This window comes from Pseudomonas sp. LBUM1674, assembly GCF_059695635.1.
In genome coordinates, this window is record NZ_CP166779.1 from 3,151,988 (window position 1) to 3,171,921 (window position 19,934).

Consider the following 19,934-nt stretch of genomic DNA (forward strand, 5'->3'; position numbering starts at 1 on the left):
TCCAATGACGGTCGTTACAGCGGTTGTTGATCAGTGCGATCGCGCACGGCGAGGTTTTGCTCGAAGACGCCCACGGCATTGCCGCCCAGCGCCACGAACAGCTGCACTGTGTCGAGATAACGCGCCGTCTTCGCGCGGATCTGCCCGAGCAGCGCCTGCTCGTAGGCGCGTTCGGCTTCGAGCACTTGCACAATGCTGTTTGCGCCTTGGGCGTAAGCCTGTTGGTTCAAGCGAAAGCTGGTGTCGGCGGCGCGCAAGGCATCGTCCTGCGCCAGGCTTTGCTCAGCGCCATGGTTGATCGCCTGCAGGGTGTCCGCGACCTGGCCGAACGACTGAATCACCGTTTGCCGGTAGCGGGCGAGGGAGGCGTGGTAACCGTCGACCGCCGCCTGACGTTCCGCCTTGAGCGTGCCGCCATTGAAGATCGGCGCGGCCAACCCGGCGGCGAAGCCCCAGAGCGCGGCGCCGCCATTGCCCGACGCGGCTTGCGCCAGCGAGGCGGATAATACGACGCGGGGATAGAGGTTCGCCGTCGCCACGCCCACTGCCGCGCTGGCGATGTGCAGTTCGGATTCGGCTTGCAGGATGTCTGGCCGGGTGCGGGCCATCTCGGAGGGCAGGCTGACCGGGATGCTCGACGGCAAGGCGAATTCGTCGAGTGTGAAGTCCGGCGCGATCCAGTCCGCCGGGCCTTTGCCGGCCAGGATCGACAACGCATGCCGCGCCGCATCACGTTGCTGGGCGAGTGGCGGCAGCAGCGTGCGGTCCTGCGCGAGGCGGGTTTCGGCCAGCGATACATCGATCCGGGTCGTGGTGCCGCTCTGATGCGCCCTCTGCACCAGATCGAGGTTTTTCGCGTCGTTGGCCAGCAGCTCCTGCACGGCCTGGATTTGCGCGTTGGCCGACGCGAGCAGCAACGCCTGGCGGGTGACATCGCCGGTCAGGGTCAGGTACGCCGCTTCGTAGCGATGCTTTTGCAGATCGCTCAGCGCCTGTTGTCCTTCGACCACGCGTTTGTTGCCGCCGAACGCGTCCAGATCGAACGCGACCCGTGGGCCGATGGCGTAGAAGTTCGAGACGCTCGGTTCAGGCCCGGTGTGGGTGCGTTGGCGACCGCCTGTAGCGCCGAAGTCCAGCTGCGGATACAGCGCACCTTCCGCCGCCGCGACGGCAGAAGCGGCCTGGCGGAGGGTCGCATCGGCGGCCACCAGTTCGAGGTTGCCCTCGATGGCACGGTGCATGACCTGATCGAGTTTTGGCGAGCGGAACGCCGACCACCAGTCGCCGTTGATCCGTTTGCCAATGTCAAAGCGCTGACTGCCAGGTTGGCGCTCGGCCTGTTGATCGTAGTGCTGCGATGAACTGGCGGCGGGCCGTTCAAAGTCGGGGCCGACGGTGCAGGCGGACAGCATCACAACCATCGCCAGCGCAATGAAGGTGCCCGGGAACGCAGAGCGGGTGAAGCGCGTAGACGTTTTCATGTTCCAGACTCCACGAATATCAGTTGGCCGCAACCGGCTTGCGAAGGAACAACACCAGCGGACTCACCACGAGCATCGCCATCATCAGAATCTTGAACTGCCCCATGACTGCGATGAACGCCGCCTGGTGCGTGACCAGATGGTTGAGCCCCTCAAGCGCCGGCAGCGAGGTCGGCAGCGTCACGCGGTACGGCGTCAGGTGGCTGACCAGCGCCGAGTGCATCGCCTGGGTGTTGTTGAAGAAATAGATCTGCACCACGGCCACGCCGAGGGTGCTGCCGTAGACACGCATCAGGTTGAAGAAACCGCTGGCTTCCGGGCGCAACTTCGGGTCAATCGTGCTGAACGCGACCTTGCTCAACGCCGGCATCAAAATGCCGAGGCCGACACCCTGGATGAACCCGGTCACTGCCACGGGCGTCCAGTCCATCAGCGGCGAGTAACCGAGCATCAGCCAGTTGGCGTACACCACCAGGGCAATGCCGGCGGTGATGAACACGCGGGTGTCGATCCAGGCAGGCGCACGGCCCATCAGCAGGAATGCGCCCACCAGCCCGATGCCGCGGGGAATCGTCAGGAAACCGGTGGTGTCCGGCGGATAACCGAGGATTTCGTCGAGCATCGGCGAGGTCAGCGCCATGGTCGACAGCAGCACGAAACCGAGGGCGAAGAACATCACCGTCGACAGCATGAAGTTGCGATCGCCCATCAACCCCTTGCTGAGAAAATGCACCTTGGCGGTCAGCACATGGACGACGAACAGGTACAGCCCGAGTGCACAGGCCAGCGCTTCGATCCAGATTTCCGGCGAGTCGAACCAGTCCAGGCGCTCGCCACGGTCGAGGAGCATTTGCAGGGCGATCATGCCGAGGGTGAAGGTGCCGAAGCCGAAGAAGTCGAACGACGGGCGCTGGTCGGCCTTCTTCTCGGCGAGCAGCAGCGTCACCACCATGAAGATGTACGCCGTCAGCGGCAGGCTGAGGTAGAACATCGGGCGCCAGTCGGCATACTCGCAGATCCAGCCGCCGATGCTCGGCCCGCTGACGATGCCGAACAGCACCAGCGCCGTCCATTTCGGGCCGAACGCCGGGCGGCGTTCGGCAGGCAACGTCTCCAGCGCAATGGCCATCGACAGCGGTGCCAGCACGCCACTGGCCAAACCTTGAAGGATGCGCGCACCGATGAATTCCAGCGGCGTGCCGGCCAGCGTTGCGAGCCACAGACCGAGGGCGAACAACACAAGCGCGCTTTGATAAACACGCTTCAAACCGAAGCGCCCGGCCAGCCATTGCGCGACGGGCAGGGTGATGGCGCTGGCGGCCAGGTAGGCGGTGAAGATCCAGCCGGCCTGGTCGTCGGTCATCGAAATACTGCCCTGAATCAGGCGCAGCGCTGCGTTCGGCAACGGCAGGTTCACCGATTGCATGTAGGTCGCGAGCAGGGCAACGAACCTTAGCGAGCGCGCGTCGGTTGTCATGGTGTGAGCGGTGGCGTTCATCACGGATTACCTGCGGTCAACAACGACTTGAGCGGATGCCACCACGGCAAGCGGTGCCCGGTATCGACCTTGACCGTGGCGCTGGTGCCGGAGAACAGCGGCAGGGCAGGATCGGCCTCGTCCAGTTCAAGGCGAACCGGAACCCGCTGCACCACCTTCACCCAGTTGCCGGTCGCGTTCTCCGGCGGCAGCAGGGCAAAGTCAGCGCCGGCACCGGGGCTCATGCTGATCACGTGCGCCTTGAACTGCCGGTCCGGGTAGGTATCGAGGGTGATGGTCGCTGGCTGACCGGGGCGCATGTGCGTGACTTGCGTCTCGCGGAAGTTGGCCTCGACCCAGATCTCCCGATCGGAGATCAGCGCGAACGCGGCGGCGCCGTTGTTGACGTAGTTGCCGACCTGCAGATCGTCGACCTTGGCGACGATGCCGTTGTCCGGCGCGGTCACTGTCGTGTAGGAGAGGTAGAGCAGCGCTTCGTCGAGCTGGGCCTGGGCCTCGCGCACGGCGGGGTGGCTGTCGATGGCGATGTCCGGGTTGCCGTTGAGGGCGGCGACGGCGCTGGCGATCTGTTGGTCAATTGAGGCGATGCGTTGCCGCGAGACTTTCAGGTCGGTTTCGGCGCGCTCGTAGAGGGCCCGGGATACGAACTCGGTAGCCATCAACGCTTTTTTGCGGGCGAATTCTTTCTGTTCGTAATCGGCCGACGCCTTGGCCGATTGCAGTTCGGCCTGTTGCTGGCGGTAGTTGGCCTTGAGTCCGTCGATGCTCAGGCGGGCGGTGCCCAACCGGGCTTGCGCACGGTCAACGGCGATCTGGAACGGCTTGGGGTCGATGCGGAACAGGATCTGGCCCTTGCGCACCGGTTGATTGTCATCGACAGCGATCTCGATCACTTGCCCGGAAATCCGCGCATTGATTGAGGCCTTGGCCACGCGGGCATAGGCGTTGTCAGTGGACACGAACGGCACGTTCGCCACGTATTGGCCGTAGCCGATGACGGCGAAGAGGGCGGGAACGCCTGCCATGAGCAGTGGCCGCAGCTTCTGCTTCAGGGGTTTTTTCGGCGGTGCGTCAGCCAGGTCAGGACCCGGGTGTGCGCTGGCTGGTGCTGCTGAGAGATCGAATTGCCTGGTCATGCTCGAATCCACCCTTAACCGGGAAATCGGGCGCTGTGCACGATCGCCTGCGACCCCGACGTCATTAATTGCTGTGAGTAATCAAATCCGTGCGCGGTGGGGGAGGATCGCTCCGTACCGCTGTTTCGTCGTGGTCAGACCCGATTTGAGCTGCGCTGGCGATCAAGGAATTTCTGGTTCCTTAATTTTGTGCGATGGTGTAAGAATATGGGCGAGCCTCTCTTCATGCAAGGATTTTGTACGACATGGCACAAAATAAAACGACAGAAGGAAAAGGCCGCGGCCGTCCTCGCGCGTATGACCCGCAGACAGCGCTGCAACAGGCGCTCGGGGTGTTCTGGAACACCGGCTATTCCGGCGCTTCGCTGGACAGCATCGCCAGTGCGGCGGGAATGAATCGCCCGAGCCTGTACGCTGCGTTCGGCGATAAACACGCCCTCTATATCAAGGCGCTCGACCAGTATTGGCAAACGGCTCACACCGCCATGCAGGCTGCGTTAACCGACAGCAGCCTGACAGTGGAGCAAGCGCTGACCGGTTTTTATGAAGGGCAGTTGGCGATTTATTTCTCGGGCGATGGGCAGCCGCGTGGCTGTTTTGCGATTGGCACGGCGACCACTGAGGCCGTCGAGGATCCGGAGATCCGCACGGTACTGTCTGCGCGGCTCAGCCAGCTCGATGCCGATCTCGAAGCGCGCCTGCAAACCGCGATTGAATCCGGTGAACTGAAACCCGGTACCGATCCGGCAGCACTGGCAGTGCTCGCCTCCTCGCTGCTGCACAGCATTTCGATTCGCGCGCGGGCGGGTAAATCCCGCGAAGAGTTGACCGGCCTTGCGCGCAATGCTGTCAACGTCATCTGCAGCTGAGATGGATTATGGAAGCGCTTGAAGACATTCTGGCTGAAGGTCTGTCAGTGGTTTTTTGCGGGATCAATCCCGGCCTGCTGGCTGCGGCCCGGGGGCATCATTTCGCGGGGCGGGGAAATCGCTTCTGGCGCACGCTGCATCTGGCCGGGTTCACTCCCGAAGAAGTGCGGCCGGAAAACGACCGGTCGATCCTTGAGTTCCACTGTGGATTGACCGCCGTGGTCGCACGGCCGACAGCGCGGGCTGATCAATTGTCCACCCGGGAATTCACCGCAGCCGCTGCGGGCTTTGAGCAGAAGATTGCCCGCCATGCACCGCTCCATGTGGCGTTCCTCGGCAAAGTGGCCTATGCCGGATTGTCCGGGCAGAAGGTTATTCAGTGGGGACTTCAGGCCAGGACGTTCGGCGGTGCAGCCGTCTGGGTGCTGCCAAACCCCAGTGGGCGCAATCTTGCGTTCACACTGGAGCAATTGGTGGCTGCGTATCGACAGCTACATCGGGCTACCGGTCTGCTGGCGTATCCACGCCCTGAACCAAGGTTGTAGGCATCGGACTTTACTCGACATTATCTTTCGGAATCATTGGCGCTGAGCAGAGTCCACCGACAACTACTGCACCGGACAGGTGTCATGCCTATTCTCGCCAGCACCTCCAGCTATCCCGGCAACCATCGAGTGCTTCTTTCAGCCCTTCATTCCTGCAGGCGTTGGCCAACGGCCAGTGGACCGCATGGACTCGGTTGACTCGGCGCTGATGGCGGCGCGTGCCCAATTCGCGATCACCATCAGCTTTCATATCGTGCTGGCCGCCCTCACCATCGGGCTGGCCAACTTTTTGATGGCGCTCGAAGCGCTTTGGCTGTGGCGTGGGCGACAGATCTACCTGGACGTTTATCGTTACTGGCTGAAAGTATTTGCCCTCACCGTGGCGGTGGGCACTGCGTCGGGCCTGATTCTGGAGTATCAGTTCGGACTCAATTGGTCGCGGCTTTCGGCCAAGGCGGGAGACATCCTCGGGCCCTTGATGTTCTACGAAGTGCTCGCCGCGTTTTTTCTGGAGGCTGGTTTTCTTGGCATCATGCTCTTCGGGTTAAAGAAAGTCGGCCCCCGGATTCATTTCTTCGCCACCTGCGCGGTGGCCCTTGGCTCACTGATGAGTGCGTTCTGGATCCTGTCAGCCAATTCCTGGATGCAGACGCCTGCCGGTTATACCATTGGCATTGATGGACGCTTTCTGGCCGAAGATTGGTGGGCGATTATCTTTAATCCGTCGTTCCCTTACCGGCTGGTGCACATGACGTTGGCCGCGTTCCTTGGCACCGCCACGCTGGTGGCCGGTGTCAGCGCCTGGCAATTGTTACAGGCGCCCCGCAACCCACGAGCACGCCTGCAATACTCCATGGCGCTGTGGGCGCTTGTCGTGCTTTCACCCCTGCAAATAGTGGCGGGCCACCTGCATGGTCGGCACAGCCTCGAGGTTCAGCCACAGAAGATCGCCGCCGTCGAGGCTTCCTGGACTCGTCCGGCTGAGGGGGAGGGGGAACCCCTGCGCTTGTTCGCCATCCCGGACATGGCAGAGCGGCGCAACCATTGGGAGGTGGCGATTCCACGCCTGGGTTCGCTGTACCTGCGGCATGACCTGAGTGGCAGCATCGCCGCTCTGGATGAATTCCCGCCACAGGACATCCCACCGGTGCCCGTGGTGTTTTTTGCATTTCGCGTCATGGTCGGCCTGGGCCTGTTGATGCTGGGGCAGGGCATTGCCAGTCTGGTGGTGCGACGGCGACAACGGTTATACACCGCGCGCTGGATGCTCCGATGGGGTGTGCTGATGGCACCGGCCGGATTTCTCGCGATGCTCAGCGGCTGGGTGGTGACCGAGGTGGGCCGCCAACCTTTCACCGTCTACGGATTGCTGCGCACGGCTGACAGCCTGTCCTCGGTGTCCCGACAGCAGGTGGTCGGGTCGACATGGGTGATCCTGGGGTTTTACCTGCTGATATTCGGCGTTGGCCTCTGGGTGCTCCTGCGAATACTGCGTGATCCTCCGCACAAGGACGAACCCGGGCCGCAGCCTGCGTTGGCTGACGAGACGGGTGATTCCTGAGGGCATGCGCCATGTTCGATAATGACATGTTGACCCTGCTTTGCGCGGCAGCCCTCGGGTTCTCGGTATTGAATTACGTCTTGTTGGACGGCACTGATCTTGGCGTTGGCGTACTGATGGGCCTGACCCGCTGTAGCCGGCAGCGACGTACCATGGTGGTGACCATTTTGCCGATCTGGGATGCCAATGAAACCTGGCTCGTATTAGGTGGCGGCGGCCTGTTGGCACTGTTTCCGCTGGCCTACGCCATCCTGCTGCCGGCGCTTTACCTGCCCTTTATCCTGATGTTTCTAGCGTTGATTCTTCGAGCGGTTGCGCTGGAATTTCGTGACTACGCGAGCAGCGACAGGCTCAAGCGTGGTGTCGATGGCTTGCTGTCAGTGGGTTCACTGCTCGCCGGTGGATCGCAGGGAATGGTGCTGGGTACGCTGGTACAGGGCGTACCCAATCAAGGCGGTCAGTACAGTGGCGACGGCTGGGAGTGGCTGGCCATGTTCCCGCTCTACTGTGGTGCGGTGCTCGTGGTGGGCTACACCTGGCTGGGCGCCTGCTGGCTTTATTGGCGTACCGAAGCAGAACTGCAGCAACGATCAGCCAGGCAGGCGAAGGTACTGGCCGGCGTAACCGTGGGCCTGTTGACCGTGCTGGTTGCCTGGACAGCGACATTGGACGCTCGATACCTGCATCGGCTGTCAGACCCTCTTGTCTGGCTGCCGGCCGCCGCCTTTCTCATGGCACTGCTGATCAGCTTCTTCCTGGGCTTTCGCAGTCGTCGACACTATCTGCCACTGTTCGCTGCATTGGGAATCTTCGTGCTGGCGTTCGCCTTGATGATCGCTGCGCTGTATCCGCTAATCGTTCCGCCGAACCTGACGTTGCAGGCTGCCGCCTCCAGCCCGACCAGCCAGCTGTTCATGCTGATCGGTTTCGTCGTGCTGATACCGGTGACGCTCATCTACAACACTTACGGCTTCAGGGTCTTCAGCGGGAAGGTGCGTGCCGCGCGTGATTGACCGCAACCGAGCGACGTCGTTTGTCATGAAATGTGATGGCGTTGTCGTTTAATGAAAAGCGCCGGGGCAGTGTGCAGCTTACATTCCAATCAACGTAAATCGCCGTAGTGCACCTAGAACGCTGATTGGAAATGCGCAACGGCCACGCTGTAATCGGAGGCGTACTCGACAACCGTGACGCCGTGTGAGCGCAACTTGTCTTTCTTCCATTGTCGCGCATCCGCCGACATGTGCACGGTCACCTGGAAACCCAGCGCGGCCCCCATGATGCCGATGGACATACCGAGGTTACCGGTCGAGCCGACGGCTATTTTATACTGGCCGAAAAACGCCCGCGCTTTATCGCTGTCCAGCACGGCGTAGTCGTCGTCAAGCGTCAGCAGATTGCCGGCCAGCGCCAGGTCCTCGGCATGCTTGAGCACTTCATAGATACCGCCGCGCGCCTTGATGGAACCCGAAATGGGTAGATGGCTGTCCCGCTTGAGCCACAGCGCCCCAGCCAATGCCTGGCCGTAGCGCTCGCTCAGCGCTTGCTGCAGGTGTGGCACCGGCACAACGTCCGACTCGATAATGCCGCCACTGGCTTGCGTTTCCGGGAACGCACGGCTGAGGTAAGCAGCAAAACGCGTCAGTCGAGCGCTGGCATCGGCGACGTCGGCGGCCGTCAATCCTACATCGCTGATCGAGTCCGCGACCGGAGCCACGGCAGGATTGAACCAGGTGGTTTCTTGCAGCGCGACCAGATCGCGAATCAAAGGATGACTGGCGTACCAGCTTTCAAGTGTTTTTCCCAAAATCATGACGTGGTCCCTTTAAACAGATAAGGCTGAAAATACGGGTTGATTCAAACAAATTGCGACAGCAGCAGGGTCAGGCCCAGCGCGACCAAGGACGCCAGTACGGTGGCCAAGGTGAACTTCTTCAAGGCTTCGGCCAGCGAGACACCCAAGTACTCCTTGACCACCCAGAAGGCGGTGTCCGTTACATGGGTCCAGCCAATGGCGCCGGCGCCGATGGCAATGCAGATGATTTCCTTGCTCACGGCGGGATGAGCGCCCAGCATCGGCAGCACCATGCCCGCCGCACTGATCATTGCCACTGTTGCCGAACCGACGGCGAAGTGCATCAACCCTGCCACCAACCACGCAAGGACGATGGGATTCATGTTCAATTGCGTCAACGAACCGGCCAGCGCGTTACCCACGCCGCTGTCGACCAGGATGCCGTTGAATGCCCCACCGGCACCGATGATCAGCAGAATACTGGCCAGTGGAGGAAAGCTCTTCTGAGTGTGCGCGAGCAAGTCAGGCATTGATAAGCCGCGGCGCAGGCCCAGCGCCCAGTAGGCGAATACCACCGCAATGGACAGGGCTATCAGTGGCGTGCCCAGGAACGAAATGACACTGAATGCGCTCGAGTCATGGGGCAGGGCGGTCGCGAGGCTTTTCCCTACCATCAGCAGCAGTGGCAACAGGATGGTCAGCAGCGTCAAGCCCAGGCCTGGCAAGTCCCGGGTCGTGCTGTCATCGCAATGTTCGTCCAGAAACGCTGCTTGAGTGTCAGGCGCTTCACTCTTGCAGACCAGCTTGATCCACAGCGGCCCGGCAATGATGGCCGTCGGCAGCGCGACAATGAGGCCGTACACGATGACCTTGCCGACATCGGCGCCCAGCATCCCGCTAATCGCCATGGCGGCAGGGTGCGGCGGCAACATGCAATGAACGGCCATCAGCGACACGGCCAAGGGCACGCCCAGGTACAGCAGGTTGATCCTGGTCTCTTTCGCGACCACATAGATCAGCGGGATGAGCAGGACGAATCCAACCTCGAAGAACACGGGGATGCCCGCAATAAACCCGACGAGCATCAGCGGCTCACCATGGTTTGCAATTCGCCACCCAGGCGGGCCACAGCATAGCGAGTTGATAGGCGTTTACTGGCTATCCATTGCGACCACCAGGCGCCCTCGTACCTGGCCCGCCAATAGCTGCTGGGCCATCGGGATAATGTCTTTGAGCGCGACAGTCTGGGTGATCTGCTCGAGCAGTGTGCGGTCCAGATCGCGATCCAGCCGATTCCAGGCGTCAATCCGGTCCTGCCGAGGGCGCATCACGCTATCGATACCGGCCAGGGTGATCCCGCGCAGAATGAACGGTGCCACGCTGGCAGGGAAGTCTATCCCCTGGGCCAGTCCGCACGCGGCCACCACACCACCGTAGCGGGTGGCGGCACAGGCATTGGCCAGGGTGTGGCTGCCCACGGAGTCGATCACTCCCGCCCAACGTTCCTTGACCATGGGTTTGCCCGGCTCGCTCAAGCTGGCGCGGTCGATGATGTCGCTGGCGCCCAGCGCCTTGAGGTAGTCCGACTCCTGCGGTCGACCGGTGGACGCGACGACCTGATAGCCCAGGCCGCTCAACAGCGCGATGGCGAAACTGCCGACACCGCCATTGGCACCGGTCACCAGGATCTCGCCACTGCCGGGGGTGACACCGTGGCGTTCCAGGGCCATGACGCAGAGCATGGCGGTATAGCCGGCGGTACCGATGGCCATGGCCTGTGCCACGGTGAATCCGGCGGGGAGGGGGATCAACCAGTCGCCGTTGAGTCGTGCCTTTTGGGCGAGGCCACCCCAATGGTTTTCACCCACGCCCCAACCATTGAGCAGTACCTGGTCGCCGGCTTTGTAGGCCGCATTGTTGCTGTGCTCGACGGTCCCGGCCAGGTCGATGCCGGGGACCATCGGAAACTTGCGCACCACCGGGCCTTTGCCGGTGATGGCCAGGGCATCCTTGTAGTTCAGCGTGCTGTAGTGGACCCGTACGGTGACATCACCCTCGGGCAACTGAGTCTCTTGCAGGCTTTGCAGGGTGGCGCGATAGCCCGCGTCGTCTTTCTCAATCAGAATGGCGTCAAACATCGCTCTACTCCTTTTAGACTGGTCGTCTATAAATAGTGCAAAAAAGTCAGGTCTTGAGCCCTGACAGAAAACCGCGCAGGAAAATATCCAACGGATGCGTGTTGCCAGTCAGGCGCGCACGCAGTACCGCACCCTCCCAACCGATCCAGAAAAACGCCGCCTGGTCCTCGCAATCCACCGCCGGGTTCAGTTCGCCGCAGGCCTTGGCCGTTTGCAGGCAACTGCTCAAGCGCGCTTGCCAGGAGTTGATCACGGCGTCCAGGCGTTGTTTAAAGCTGGCCGGCAGCAGGGTGACTTCCTGGCCCAGGTTGCCCACCAGGCAACCACGCTTGAATTCATACTTGGTCATGCCGCGTTTGGCGTCTTCGACGAAGGCGGCTATGCGTTGCAGCGGCGTCAGGTCTTCGTTGAGGAAATGCCGATCCAGGCGCCGTGCGAAATAGTCGGCGTAGTTGTCCAGCACGGCATGCCCGAAGGCCTCCTTGCTTTCGAAATAGTAGTAGAACGAGCCTTTGGGCACGCCGACCTGTGTCAGCAGCAAATCGATGCCGGTACTCATGAAGCCCTGCTCGGTCAGCAGGGCGGTACCGCTACGAATCAACGCATTGCGGGTGTCGGGATTGGTGCGGGGGCTTTTCGGCGGACGCCCGCGGCGTTTAGGCAAGTCGGTCATGCCATGAATATAGACCGATCGTATATTAATGCAAGTTGAAAAAATGCAGGCCTGCGTGGTTCAGTGAGCTATTTCAAGGGCGATAACATCAAGAGCGCCACCAACGTCGAGCAGCAGGAATGAGAGCGCGACCTGGCGCTGGACTACGTCATCCAGAGCGGCCTGTTCAACGGAGTGGCCCTGGGTTGGCGACATAGCACACTGCGCTCGCAGGTTGCTCCCGCTCAAGACCTGAATCGTCTGGTCGTCAGCTATGCCCTGGCACTGTTCTGACTTCCCGGCCACAACTACCCCCACTGGGAAAAACCGATGCCGAGAATTCCGTCGTAGCTAATCAAGCAGCTGATCAATCAAAATCGCGTTGCTATAGATCAAGCCTCCATCACTCGCTCGATGCCCGACCAAATGGAACTGACCGCGCTCGTGGTGTATGTAGACGCGCATTTGGCAGTCGGACAGAGGTCCGTATCCCTCTGGCAAGATCAATTCCAGTGTGTTCATGTCGACATCGACCATGACTTCACGCTCATGGGTCTTCTGCAGGCGTTCTTCAGCTTGCTCCAGACCCAGATGGAGGGGGCCATCGACGTAAAAATGGATTTCACCCGTCGGGGTCGGCTTTAGTTCTCCGTTGACTTTGCACCAGCCTTCGATCGTCAAGGCACTCATGGCGAAACCTCCGTTGTCGACGGCTGAAATTTATCGCTATTGGCCGTCACTTGTCTGACCGCTATGCATAGGCGAGGATCTGTGCGGGCGCTTTTAACCGATCTTTGCCTTGCGTAATCCGACTTTAATTATAGCTGGCAACCGCACCTCGCTTGCTCGACGTGTCGTCCAGGCGCGATGTGTTGCTGAATAGTTACAGTTATATATAGCGAATAGATTTCAAGCCATCAAGTTGACGCTGAAGTTGGAATATCCAGGCAACAAGGCTTTTCAGGAAAAGCGCTTGTTCCGGCCATGAACTATACTTCCTGCGGACTTTGCCACGAAGATAGGTGGTAGTTGTCCAGCCTGTTTGGCGTCAGATCAGTATCGATTTGACGATGTTGTTCTGTGGCGATGCTTAGGCATACCGATGAGTAACAGGAATAGGATGAAAGCAAAATGGCAATGGCAATTATTCTTGTACTAATCGTTATTGCATCAGTGTTGTTCCATATACTAGCGCCTTGGCATGCGACACCGGCAGCTTCCAACTGGGGGTCAATCGACACCACCCTGTTCATCACCCTGATCATTAGCGGAATATTTTTCATCGCCATCACGGTATTTATGGCGGTAGCCGTGATGCGTTATCGTCACAAGGAGGGCGCCAGGGCGCACTATCAGCCAGAAAATAAAAAACTGGAAACATGGTTGATTATCGTGACCTCGGTAGGTATTGCCGCGATGTTGGCGCCAGGCCTGGTGGTTTACAGTGATTTCGTCCGGGTGCCGAAAAATGCTTATGAACTTGAAGTGGTCGCTCAGCAGTGGCAGTGGGCCTTTCGCTTTCCCGGCCAGGACGGAAAGCTGGGTAAATCGGATATTAAGTTTGTTGATTTCACCAATCCCCTCGGTCTTGATCCCAAGGATCCTGTTGGGCAGGACGATGTGCTTATAAGAAACAATGAAATTCGCCTTCCGCTCGATCAGCCAGTGAAAGTTTTGCTGCGCTCTAAAGATGTGCTGCACAATTTCTATATCCCGCAAATTCGCAGCAAGATGGACATGGTGCCGGGGATGGTGTCGTACTTTTGGTTTACGCCGACTAAAACCGGGAAGTATGAAATCCTTTGCGCTGAATATTGTGGCGTAGGGCATTACAACATGCGCGGCCAAATGATCGTGGAAGAGCAGGGCGCCTTCGATCAATGGCTGAACAGCCAACCGACTTTTGCGCAGACATTAACGTCAGCTGCCAAACCCAGTCAGGACAGCGTGCTGGAAAAAGGTCGCCATTTGGTCGAACAATACGGCTGCGGTGCCTGCCATAGCCAGGATGGCAGTACCCGACTCGGCCCGGGATGGAAGGGGCTGTACGGCCGCACTGAACAGCTTGCCGATGGCACCAGTGCGCTGGTCGATGAGGCCTACCTGAAAGAGTCGATCCTCGATCCGAAGGCCCGACTGGTACAGGGTTACCCGCCAGTCATGGTGGCCTATACTCTCACTGAAGATGAACTGGGTGCTGTCGTCGCCCTGATCAAATCACTGGGTGCCGCGCAGCAAGAATCTTCTGCCAGCGAAAAACTGGACAGAGGTGATGACTTGGCGACACAGGGGCAGCGGCTGGCCGAGTCGCTCGGCTGTCTGGCCTGCCACAGCGTCGACGGCAGCAAGGGTGTCGGTCCCAGCTGGCAGGGCCTGTATGGCGAGACCGTAACCTTTGCCGACGGTACGAGTATCAAGGTCGACGAGGGCTATATAAAGGATTCGATTCTTAATCCCGGCACCAAAATCGTCAAAGGCTATGCAGCCGTCATGCCGGCCTTTACGCCGAGTGATCAGGAGTTGAACGCACTGATCGCTTTTATCAAATCCAAAGCGATTGCCGACGCTGATGCGAGCAAGGCGGAGCCAGGGAAGTAGCCGTAAAGCAGCCAGGAATGCACCGAAACTTCGAACAGGAGGATGACGTGATGGCCTATGCGGAGCAAGCCGAAACAGAAGCACTGCACGAACCCAAAAGCTTCCTGACCAAATATATCTGGAGTCAGGACCACAAGGTCATAGCCATTCAATATTCCTTGACGGCTATATTCGTGGGTCTTATCGCCGTGGTGTTGTCTGGCTTGATGCGCATGCAGATAGGCTTCCCCGGCAGTTTGGAGTTCATGGACCCCAGTGCTTACTATCAGGCGATGACCATGCACGGCATGATCATGGTCATTTATTTGCTGACGGCCTTGTTTCTGGGGGGCTTCGGCAACTATCTGATCCCACTGATGGTGGGCGCCCGCGACATGGTCTTCCCCTACGTCAACATGCTGAGTTACTGGTTCTACCTGCTGGCGGTACTGGTGTTGCTCGCCAGCTTTTTTGTCCCTGGCGGCCCCACCGGTTCGGGCTGGACGCTCTATCCGCCTCAGTCCATTTCTCAGGGGACACCGGGGGCCGAGTGGGGCATCGTCCTGATGCTCGTCTCACTGGCGATTTTTATTGTCGCGGCCACCATGGGCGGGTTGAACTACGTCACCACGGTGTTGCAGGCGCGCACGCACGGCATGACATTGTTTCGCATGCCGCTCTCCGTATGGGGAATCTTCATGGCCTCGATCATGGCCTTGCTGGCATTCCCGGCGTTATTTGTCAGTGCGGTCATGATGCTGTTTGACAAGCTGTTAGGCACCAGCTTCTTTATGCCGGCGATGATCTCGCTGGGGCAGCAGATCGATCATCAGGGTGGCAGCCCAATATTATTCCAGCACCTGTTCTGGTTCTTCGGCCATCCGGAGGTCTACATCGTTGCGCTCCCTGCGTTCGGTCTGGTCTCCGACTTGATCAGCACGCATGCGCGTAAAAATATCTTCGGCTACCGAATGATGGTGTGGGCCATTATTGCGATCGGCGTACTCAGCTTTGTGGTCTGGGCGCACCATATGTATGTCAGCGGAATGAACCCGTACTTTGGCTTTTTCTTCGCCGTCACCACCTTGATCATCGCGGTGCCGACCGCACTGAAAGTCTACAACTGGGTGCTGACCCTGTGGCAGGGCGACATCCACCTGACCGTGCCGATGCTGTTTGCCCTGGCCTTTATCGTCACCTTCCTGGTCGGCGGTCTGACCGGGTTGTTTCTCGGCAATGTGATCGTGGATATTCCGCTCTCGGACACCTATTTCGTCGTCGCCCATTTTCATATGGTCATGGGGGTCGCACCGGTCCTGGTGGTGTTCGGCGGCATTTATCATTGGTTCCCGAAAGTCACCGGGCGCATGTTGAACGACACCCTGGGCAAGCTGCATTTCTGGATTACCTTCCTGGGCACCTACGCCATCTTCTTCCCCATGCACTACCTGGGTTTCCAGGGCATGCCCCGTCGCTACTACGCCTATGAAAACTACGCGTTCATCCCGCAGTCGGCGCAAGATTTGAATGCTTTCATTACGGTGGTCGCATTGATCGTCGGCGTTTCCCAACTGCTGTTCGTGTTCAACCTGGCCTGGAGTGTATTCAAGGGCAAGCCCGCAGGCAGTAATCCCTGGGGCGCGGCCAGTCTGGAATGGCAAACGCCGAACACCCCGCCGATACACGGTAACTGGGGAGCGAAGCTGCCGGTCGTGCATCGCTGGGCCTATGACTACAGCGTGCCGGGGATAGAGCAGGATTTCGTTGCGCAAACGGTCTCCGCCGAGGAGCTGGAGCAGATGCGGCAACTGAGTGCTGGAGCCAAGATAGTGGACGTTAAAACATGAACAGATTGCTATTGAGAAACGCCGACGGCTCTGACCCCGGCGGCAGTTGGAGTCGCGATCCTGGGGGTATTCAGGCCACCGAGGGTGGCGATAGAAGCCAAATCGCAAGAGTAGGCCTGCGCTTGTTTCTGGTTGTGGTGAGCTCGTTATTCTTTCTCTTCCTGATCGCCTTTATTGCCCGCTCACAAATGGTCGACTGGCAACCCCTGACAGAGCCCATGGCGCCGTTAGCCAATCTCTGGCTGCTATGGCTGAATTCGGCTTTTCTGGTATTGAGTTGCGTCGCACTGCAGTGGTCGCGTATGGCGGCCCGACAGGCTCGACTGGACGCAACGGTTATTGGTTTTGTATTGGGGGGCGTATTTGCCATTGCCTTTCTGGCGGGACAACTCTGGGTCTGGCAGCAGTTTGTTGCCTGGGGCTATTTCGTCGCCAGCAATCCGGCCAACAGTTTCTTCTACTTGTTGACTGGTATGCATGGGCTCCACCTGCTGGGTGGGTTGATAGCCTGGAGCATAATCGTCGCTAAATTCCTGCGTCGCGTGCCGTTGCCGCAACTCAGCGTCAGCGTAGAGCTCTGTGCCATCTATTGGCATTACTTACTGGGTCTTTGGTTCGTGCTATTCGCTTTGCTGGCCAGCACGCCGGCAACCTATGAAGCCATCGCCAGATTCTGCGGCCTGAGGTGAAAAGCCATGGCATTGCACCCACTTGCCCCAGGCGAATCCAGTTCATCCAATGCACCAGACTCACCGCCTGCACCGGGATGGCAGGGCATCGCCAGCGACTGGGCCTCGGATAAGGAGGCTTTCAAGCAGGTCCCCTGGGGCAAGGCGATGATGTGGATATTCCTGCTCAGCGATACTTTTGTATTTACCTGCTTTTTGACCGGCTACATGTCGGTACGCATGACCATCACCACCGCCTGGCCGAACCCCAGTGAAGTGTTCGCGTTGACGATCGGCGGTCAGGCGATCCCACTTATTTTGATCGCCATCATGACCTTTGTGCTGATCAGTAGCAGCGGCACCATGGCCATGGCAGTCAATTTCGCCTATCGCCGTGATCGTGCGAAAACCACTGCCCTGATGCTGGCGACCGCTGCCTTGGGTGTGACCTTCGTCGGCATGCAGGCATTCGAATGGAGCAAGCTCATCTCAGAAGGGGTGCGTCCTTGGGGGAACCCTATGGGGGCGGCGCAGTTTGGTGCCAGCTTTTTCATGATTACCGGTTTCCACGGACTGCATGTGTCAATCGGCGTCATCTACCTCACCATCGTGGCGCTGAAAGTATTGCGGGGCGATTATGAGCGCTCCGCAAACTATCAGGTCGTCGAGATAGCCGGGCTCTACTGGCACTTCGTGGATTTGGTGTGGGTGTTTATTTTTGCTTTCTTCTATTTATGGTAGAGGAGCGCTGGTGATGGCACATGCTCAAGGTCAGCAACATCCAATCAGCTTGTACCTTAAAATCTGGGGGCTGTTATTCGTCCTCAGCACGCTGTCGTACCTTGTCGACTATTTCCACTTCCATGGTTACCTTCGGTGGTCCCTGATTATCACTTTCATGTTGTTGAAGGCAGGTTTAATTGTCTCCATCTTCATGCATATGGCCTGGGAACGGTTGGCCATGGTCTACGCCATATTGATGCCACCGTTGTGTTTGCTGGTGCTCGTCGGACTGATGGCCACCGAGGCGGACTATGTTTTCCTCAGCCGGGTCATTTCCTTCGGCCAATAAGCAGCTTCCGGTGGCCTTGAGCTTCCAGGGGCTAACCCGATATCACTCGCTTGAACTGATGCCATTTGTGTTGCCAGGCTACTGTCCAGTGGGGGGCTGCCGCTCCCGTGCCGGCGATCTTCAGCGTTGGATGATGTTCGATTACCCGATCCAGTATCGACTCCTGATCCGGCTGGACATCCACGAAGAAGATATGTTTGCCCTCGTCTACCACCTGTTTAAAACTGCGGAAATGAGCGTTCGGCACCTGGAACCCAAAAAAACCGCCTTCCCAGATGCAGAAGCCGAATATAACAACGGCAAGGAAGATAAAAGGCACCCAGCCTGCGGCGGATTCGGTCCAGCCCATCCAATAGGCGCCACCAAGGACCAGCGCCGCGAGTGGCACACCGACCACCGCACCAATCTCCCCAGAGTGAACAGCATCTTGCTTCATCAACGAGTTAACCTCGTGAAGATGATGTTGTTCAACATCAGCAACTTCTTCACTGAGCACATGAATTTGTTCGGAATTGATGCCGCTGGCTTCCAATTCATTTTCAACGGTTTCAAGATCGTCGAGATTGTCACTGATGTAATAGTGTCGATTCATGCCACACCTCCCATCTCGCGTTTGCTGTAGACCTCCTCTGTCCTGCAGCCCTTGCCTGAGATTTGCAGTCGGTATCTGTACCCATGGGGAACGTTGCACACTTCATGCAATTCGAAAGTAGTATAGCACCGGCTAGCATGCGCAGGAGGGGGCGTCAAGATCTAAAGGGGCTGGGGCGCTCCGACGAATTCTGAGACTTTATCTGCGCAGTGAGCAATGACTTCTCAACCATTTTGCGGATCGAATTGCTTGTCCTTGATAAACAGCGCCGGAATCACGCCGCAGATGAAGTAGGCCGCACCCATGACTAGAAAGCCCACGCCGATCGAGCCATGAGAGGCGAGGAAGCCGATAGCGGCCGGAGCAATCGCTGCGCCCAGACGCCCGATATTGTAGGCACCCCCTACGGCGGACCCGCGAAATTTGGCTTCGAAACTTTCGGTCATGTACGTGGCGTTCACACCGTAAGGAATACCGTACAAAAAGCCGAACACCACCAGCATCCACAGGATGTTTTCCTGGCTTTGGAACAGCACGATCACCGGCAGGAATACCGCGGTCCCCAGGGCGCCAAAGGCGAACACGGTACGACGCCCGATACGGTCAGCCGCCAGGCCAGCGAGAATTTTGCCGAGGATCATGGCAGTGTAGGTGCCGACCATGTAGCCGGTCATGGATTTGAGGTTCATGCCCAGTTCGCTTTCCAGGTACGTCGGCATCCAGTTGTTCACACCGTAGTAACCGAACTGCAGAAAGCCGGCAGTCAGGGCCCAGAAGATAAACATCCGGCTAGCGTGCGGATCACTGACGATCAGCTTGTACATGCTCTCGCGCTTTGCGGGGAATGGATTTTGGGCGCCCGTGATTTTTTTCCTGGCGCGCTCGGCCTGAGCGTTGATCCAGGCTTGTGGCTCCGGCACGAAACGTTGCATCACCACGGCCAGGATCACCGGGATAATCGCGATGTAGAACAGCCAGCGCCAGCCATGGCTCGGCAGTATCCAGCCAGCCAGCAGCGTCGCAACGATATACCCCACTGACCAGCCTGCCTGCAGGGTGCCGAGTACTGTTGTGCGGTAGCGGGTGGGCACGTATTCGGACATCAGCGTGTTGCAGGCCACATAGAGTGCGCCGATCCCCAGCGAGGCCACGAAACGGGTGATCGCGAACTGCCAATAGCTATGCGTCAGGCCCAGGACAGCGGTGCCGACGGAAAACAGGACGATACTCCAGACTACGGTTTTTACCCGGCCGAAACGATCGCAGGCCCAGCCACCGTAGATGCCTCCGATGGCCATCCCGGCCAGGGTGAAGCTACCCAGGCTGCCGGCCTCGACGTTGCTCAGGCCAAACTCGGCCTTCAGGCTGCTGAGGCTGTAGGACAGCAGCATCAGATCGGCACCGTCGATCAACAATCCAAGAAAGCAGAAGATGAAGACCAGTACCCAGGTACTGGATTTGGCGTGCGTCGTCGCACTCGCCTGAGCAGCAGCGTCCATAGCG

At 59.0% G+C, this 19,934-nt stretch carries 18 protein-coding genes and 2 pseudogenes; 10 read left to right on the forward strand and 10 right to left on the reverse strand.

What is annotated here, in order from left to right:
• Positions 1 to 14: 14 nt before the first annotated feature.
• The 3 genes from ACA067_RS14600 to ACA067_RS14610 are packed head-to-tail and all read right to left on the reverse strand — an operon-like array spanning position 15 to position 4,115.
• On the reverse strand, positions 15 to 1,481 hold the full coding sequence (locus ACA067_RS14600; protein ID WP_497462415.1) for an efflux transporter outer membrane subunit: 1,467 nt from the start codon (positions 1,479 to 1,481) through the stop codon (positions 15 to 17).
• Positions 1,482 to 1,500: 19 nt separating this feature from the next.
• Positions 1,501 to 2,979 carry a DHA2 family efflux MFS transporter permease subunit gene (locus ACA067_RS14605; RefSeq protein ID WP_497462416.1) on the reverse strand — a complete coding sequence of 493 codons (1,479 nt, stop codon included), beginning with the start codon at positions 2,977 to 2,979 and terminating at the stop codon, positions 1,501 to 1,503.
• Complete coding sequence (locus tag ACA067_RS14610) at positions 2,979 to 4,115, reverse strand: HlyD family secretion protein (RefSeq protein ID WP_497462417.1); 1,137 nt, start codon at positions 4,113 to 4,115, stop codon at positions 2,979 to 2,981. Before ACA067_RS14610 ends, ACA067_RS14605 begins: the two co-directional genes overlap by 1 nt.
• A 245-nt stretch (positions 4,116 to 4,360) precedes the next feature.
• Between ACA067_RS14610 and ACA067_RS14615 the strand changes: the two genes are divergently transcribed.
• From ACA067_RS14615 to cydB, 4 genes are all read left to right on the forward strand, one after another.
• Entirely contained in the window at positions 4,361 to 4,984 is a 624-nt protein-coding gene (locus tag ACA067_RS14615; protein WP_497462418.1) for a TetR/AcrR family transcriptional regulator, read from the forward strand.
• Between the two features lie 8 nt (positions 4,985 to 4,992).
• A complete protein-coding gene (mug, locus tag ACA067_RS14620; protein WP_497462419.1) occupies positions 4,993 to 5,529 on the forward strand; it encodes a G/U mismatch-specific DNA glycosylase in 537 nt (178 codons plus the stop codon).
• A 184-nt stretch (positions 5,530 to 5,713) separates the two neighbouring features.
• On the forward strand, positions 5,714 to 7,090 hold the full coding sequence (locus ACA067_RS14625) for a cytochrome ubiquinol oxidase subunit I (protein WP_497462420.1): 1,377 nt from the start codon (positions 5,714 to 5,716) through the stop codon (positions 7,088 to 7,090).
• 11 nt (positions 7,091 to 7,101) lie between these two features.
• On the forward strand, positions 7,102 to 8,103 hold the full coding sequence (cydB, locus tag ACA067_RS14630) for a cytochrome d ubiquinol oxidase subunit II (RefSeq protein WP_497462421.1): 1,002 nt from the start codon (positions 7,102 to 7,104) through the stop codon (positions 8,101 to 8,103).
• A 134-nt stretch (positions 8,104 to 8,237) separates the two neighbouring features.
• On the opposite strand, the pseudogene dsdA reads toward cydB, so the two are convergent.
• The 4 genes and pseudogenes from dsdA to acuR all read right to left on the reverse strand — a co-directional run.
• Positions 8,238 to 8,903: pseudogene (gene dsdA / locus ACA067_RS14635) on the reverse strand (D-serine ammonia-lyase); the annotation flags it as partial.
• A gap of 44 nt (positions 8,904 to 8,947) precedes the next feature.
• Positions 8,948 to 9,973: pseudogene (locus ACA067_RS14640) on the reverse strand (GntT/GntP/DsdX family permease); the annotation flags it as partial.
• Between the two features lie 63 nt (positions 9,974 to 10,036).
• Positions 10,037 to 11,023, reverse strand: a complete 987-nt coding sequence (gene acuI / locus ACA067_RS14645; RefSeq protein WP_497462422.1) for an acrylyl-CoA reductase (NADPH) — start codon at positions 11,021 to 11,023, stop codon at positions 10,037 to 10,039.
• Positions 11,024 to 11,069: 46 nt separating this feature from the next.
• Positions 11,070 to 11,696, reverse strand: a complete 627-nt coding sequence (acuR, locus tag ACA067_RS14650; protein WP_497462423.1) for an acrylate utilization transcriptional regulator AcuR — start codon at positions 11,694 to 11,696, stop codon at positions 11,070 to 11,072.
• 132 nt (positions 11,697 to 11,828) lie between these two features.
• Between acuR and ACA067_RS14655 the strand changes: the two genes are divergently transcribed.
• Entirely contained in the window at positions 11,829 to 11,969 is a 141-nt protein-coding gene (locus tag ACA067_RS14655) for an OprD family outer membrane porin (protein ID WP_497462779.1), read from the forward strand.
• A 57-nt stretch (positions 11,970 to 12,026) separates the two neighbouring features.
• On the opposite strand, the gene ACA067_RS14660 is transcribed toward ACA067_RS14655, so the two are convergent.
• Complete coding sequence (locus ACA067_RS14660; RefSeq protein WP_497462424.1) at positions 12,027 to 12,365, reverse strand: hypothetical protein; 339 nt, start codon at positions 12,363 to 12,365, stop codon at positions 12,027 to 12,029.
• Positions 12,366 to 12,806: 441 nt separating this feature from the next.
• Here ACA067_RS14660 and ACA067_RS14665 point away from each other — a divergent pair, with 441 nt between their 5' ends.
• The 5 genes from ACA067_RS14665 to ACA067_RS14685 are packed head-to-tail and all read left to right on the forward strand — an operon-like array spanning position 12,807 to position 17,839.
• Positions 12,807 to 14,273 carry a cytochrome c oxidase subunit II gene (locus ACA067_RS14665; protein WP_497462425.1) on the forward strand — a complete coding sequence of 489 codons (1,467 nt, stop codon included), beginning with the start codon at positions 12,807 to 12,809 and terminating at the stop codon, positions 14,271 to 14,273.
• A gap of 50 nt (positions 14,274 to 14,323) precedes the next feature.
• Positions 14,324 to 16,099, forward strand: a complete 1,776-nt coding sequence (ctaD, locus tag ACA067_RS14670) for a cytochrome c oxidase subunit I (RefSeq protein ID WP_497462780.1) — start codon at positions 14,324 to 14,326, stop codon at positions 16,097 to 16,099.
• Positions 16,096 to 16,788, forward strand: coding sequence for a cytochrome c oxidase subunit 3 (locus ACA067_RS14675; RefSeq protein ID WP_497462426.1), 693 nt, complete (start codon positions 16,096 to 16,098; stop codon positions 16,786 to 16,788). Before ctaD ends, ACA067_RS14675 begins: the two co-directional genes overlap by 4 nt.
• Positions 16,789 to 16,794: 6 nt before the next feature.
• A complete protein-coding gene (locus ACA067_RS14680; RefSeq protein ID WP_497462427.1) occupies positions 16,795 to 17,508 on the forward strand; it encodes a heme-copper oxidase subunit III family protein in 714 nt (237 codons plus the stop codon).
• 13 nt (positions 17,509 to 17,521) lie between these two features.
• Complete coding sequence (locus ACA067_RS14685) at positions 17,522 to 17,839, forward strand: cytochrome C oxidase subunit IV family protein (protein ID WP_497462428.1); 318 nt, start codon at positions 17,522 to 17,524, stop codon at positions 17,837 to 17,839.
• A 31-nt stretch (positions 17,840 to 17,870) separates the two neighbouring features.
• Here the strand turns inward: ACA067_RS14685 and ACA067_RS14690 are convergent, their stop codons facing one another.
• The gene (locus ACA067_RS14690; protein WP_497462429.1) at positions 17,871 to 18,431 is read right to left on the reverse strand and encodes a magnesium transporter; all 561 of its coding nucleotides are present in this window, start codon (positions 18,429 to 18,431) and stop codon (positions 17,871 to 17,873) included.
• 224 nt (positions 18,432 to 18,655) lie between these two features.
• A complete protein-coding gene (locus ACA067_RS14695; RefSeq protein WP_497462430.1) occupies positions 18,656 to 19,930 on the reverse strand; it encodes an MFS transporter in 1,275 nt (424 codons plus the stop codon).
• Between the last annotated feature and the right edge of the window lie 4 nt (positions 19,931 to 19,934).

Bases quoted from the DNA above. Each gene is read 5' to 3' on its own strand.
- cydB (WP_497462421.1), top strand. From the start codon at position 7,102: ATGTTCGATAATGACATGTTGACCCTGCTTTGCGCGGCAGCCCTCGGG.
- ctaD (WP_497462780.1), top strand. From the start codon at position 14,324: ATGGCCTATGCGGAGCAAGCCGAAACAGAAGCACTGCACGAACCCAAA.
- ACA067_RS14660 (WP_497462424.1), bottom strand. From the start codon at position 12,365: ATGAGTGCCTTGACGATCGAAGGCTGGTGCAAAGTCAACGGAGAACTA.
- ACA067_RS14625 (WP_497462420.1), top strand. From the start codon at position 5,714: ATGGACTCGGTTGACTCGGCGCTGATGGCGGCGCGTGCCCAATTCGCG.
- mug (WP_497462419.1), top strand. From the start codon at position 4,993: ATGGAAGCGCTTGAAGACATTCTGGCTGAAGGTCTGTCAGTGGTTTTT.
- ACA067_RS14695 (WP_497462430.1), bottom strand. From the start codon at position 19,930: ATGGACGCTGCTGCTCAGGCGAGTGCGACGACGCACGCCAAATCCAGT.
- ACA067_RS14610 (WP_497462417.1), bottom strand. From the start codon at position 4,115: ATGACCAGGCAATTCGATCTCTCAGCAGCACCAGCCAGCGCACACCCG.
- ACA067_RS14680 (WP_497462427.1), top strand. From the start codon at position 16,795: ATGGCATTGCACCCACTTGCCCCAGGCGAATCCAGTTCATCCAATGCA.
- acuR (WP_497462423.1), bottom strand. From the start codon at position 11,696: ATGACCGACTTGCCTAAACGCCGCGGGCGTCCGCCGAAAAGCCCCCGC.
- ACA067_RS14600 (WP_497462415.1), bottom strand. From the start codon at position 1,481: ATGAAAACGTCTACGCGCTTCACCCGCTCTGCGTTCCCGGGCACCTTC.
- ACA067_RS14685 (WP_497462428.1), top strand. From the start codon at position 17,522: ATGGCACATGCTCAAGGTCAGCAACATCCAATCAGCTTGTACCTTAAA.
- ACA067_RS14690 (WP_497462429.1), bottom strand. From the start codon at position 18,431: ATGAATCGACACTATTACATCAGTGACAATCTCGACGATCTTGAAACC.
- ACA067_RS14675 (WP_497462426.1), top strand. From the start codon at position 16,096: ATGAACAGATTGCTATTGAGAAACGCCGACGGCTCTGACCCCGGCGGC.
- acuI (WP_497462422.1), bottom strand. From the start codon at position 11,023: ATGTTTGACGCCATTCTGATTGAGAAAGACGACGCGGGCTATCGCGCC.
- ACA067_RS14615 (WP_497462418.1), top strand. From the start codon at position 4,361: ATGGCACAAAATAAAACGACAGAAGGAAAAGGCCGCGGCCGTCCTCGC.
- ACA067_RS14665 (WP_497462425.1), top strand. From the start codon at position 12,807: ATGGCAATGGCAATTATTCTTGTACTAATCGTTATTGCATCAGTGTTG.
- ACA067_RS14605 (WP_497462416.1), bottom strand. From the start codon at position 2,979: ATGAACGCCACCGCTCACACCATGACAACCGACGCGCGCTCGCTAAGG.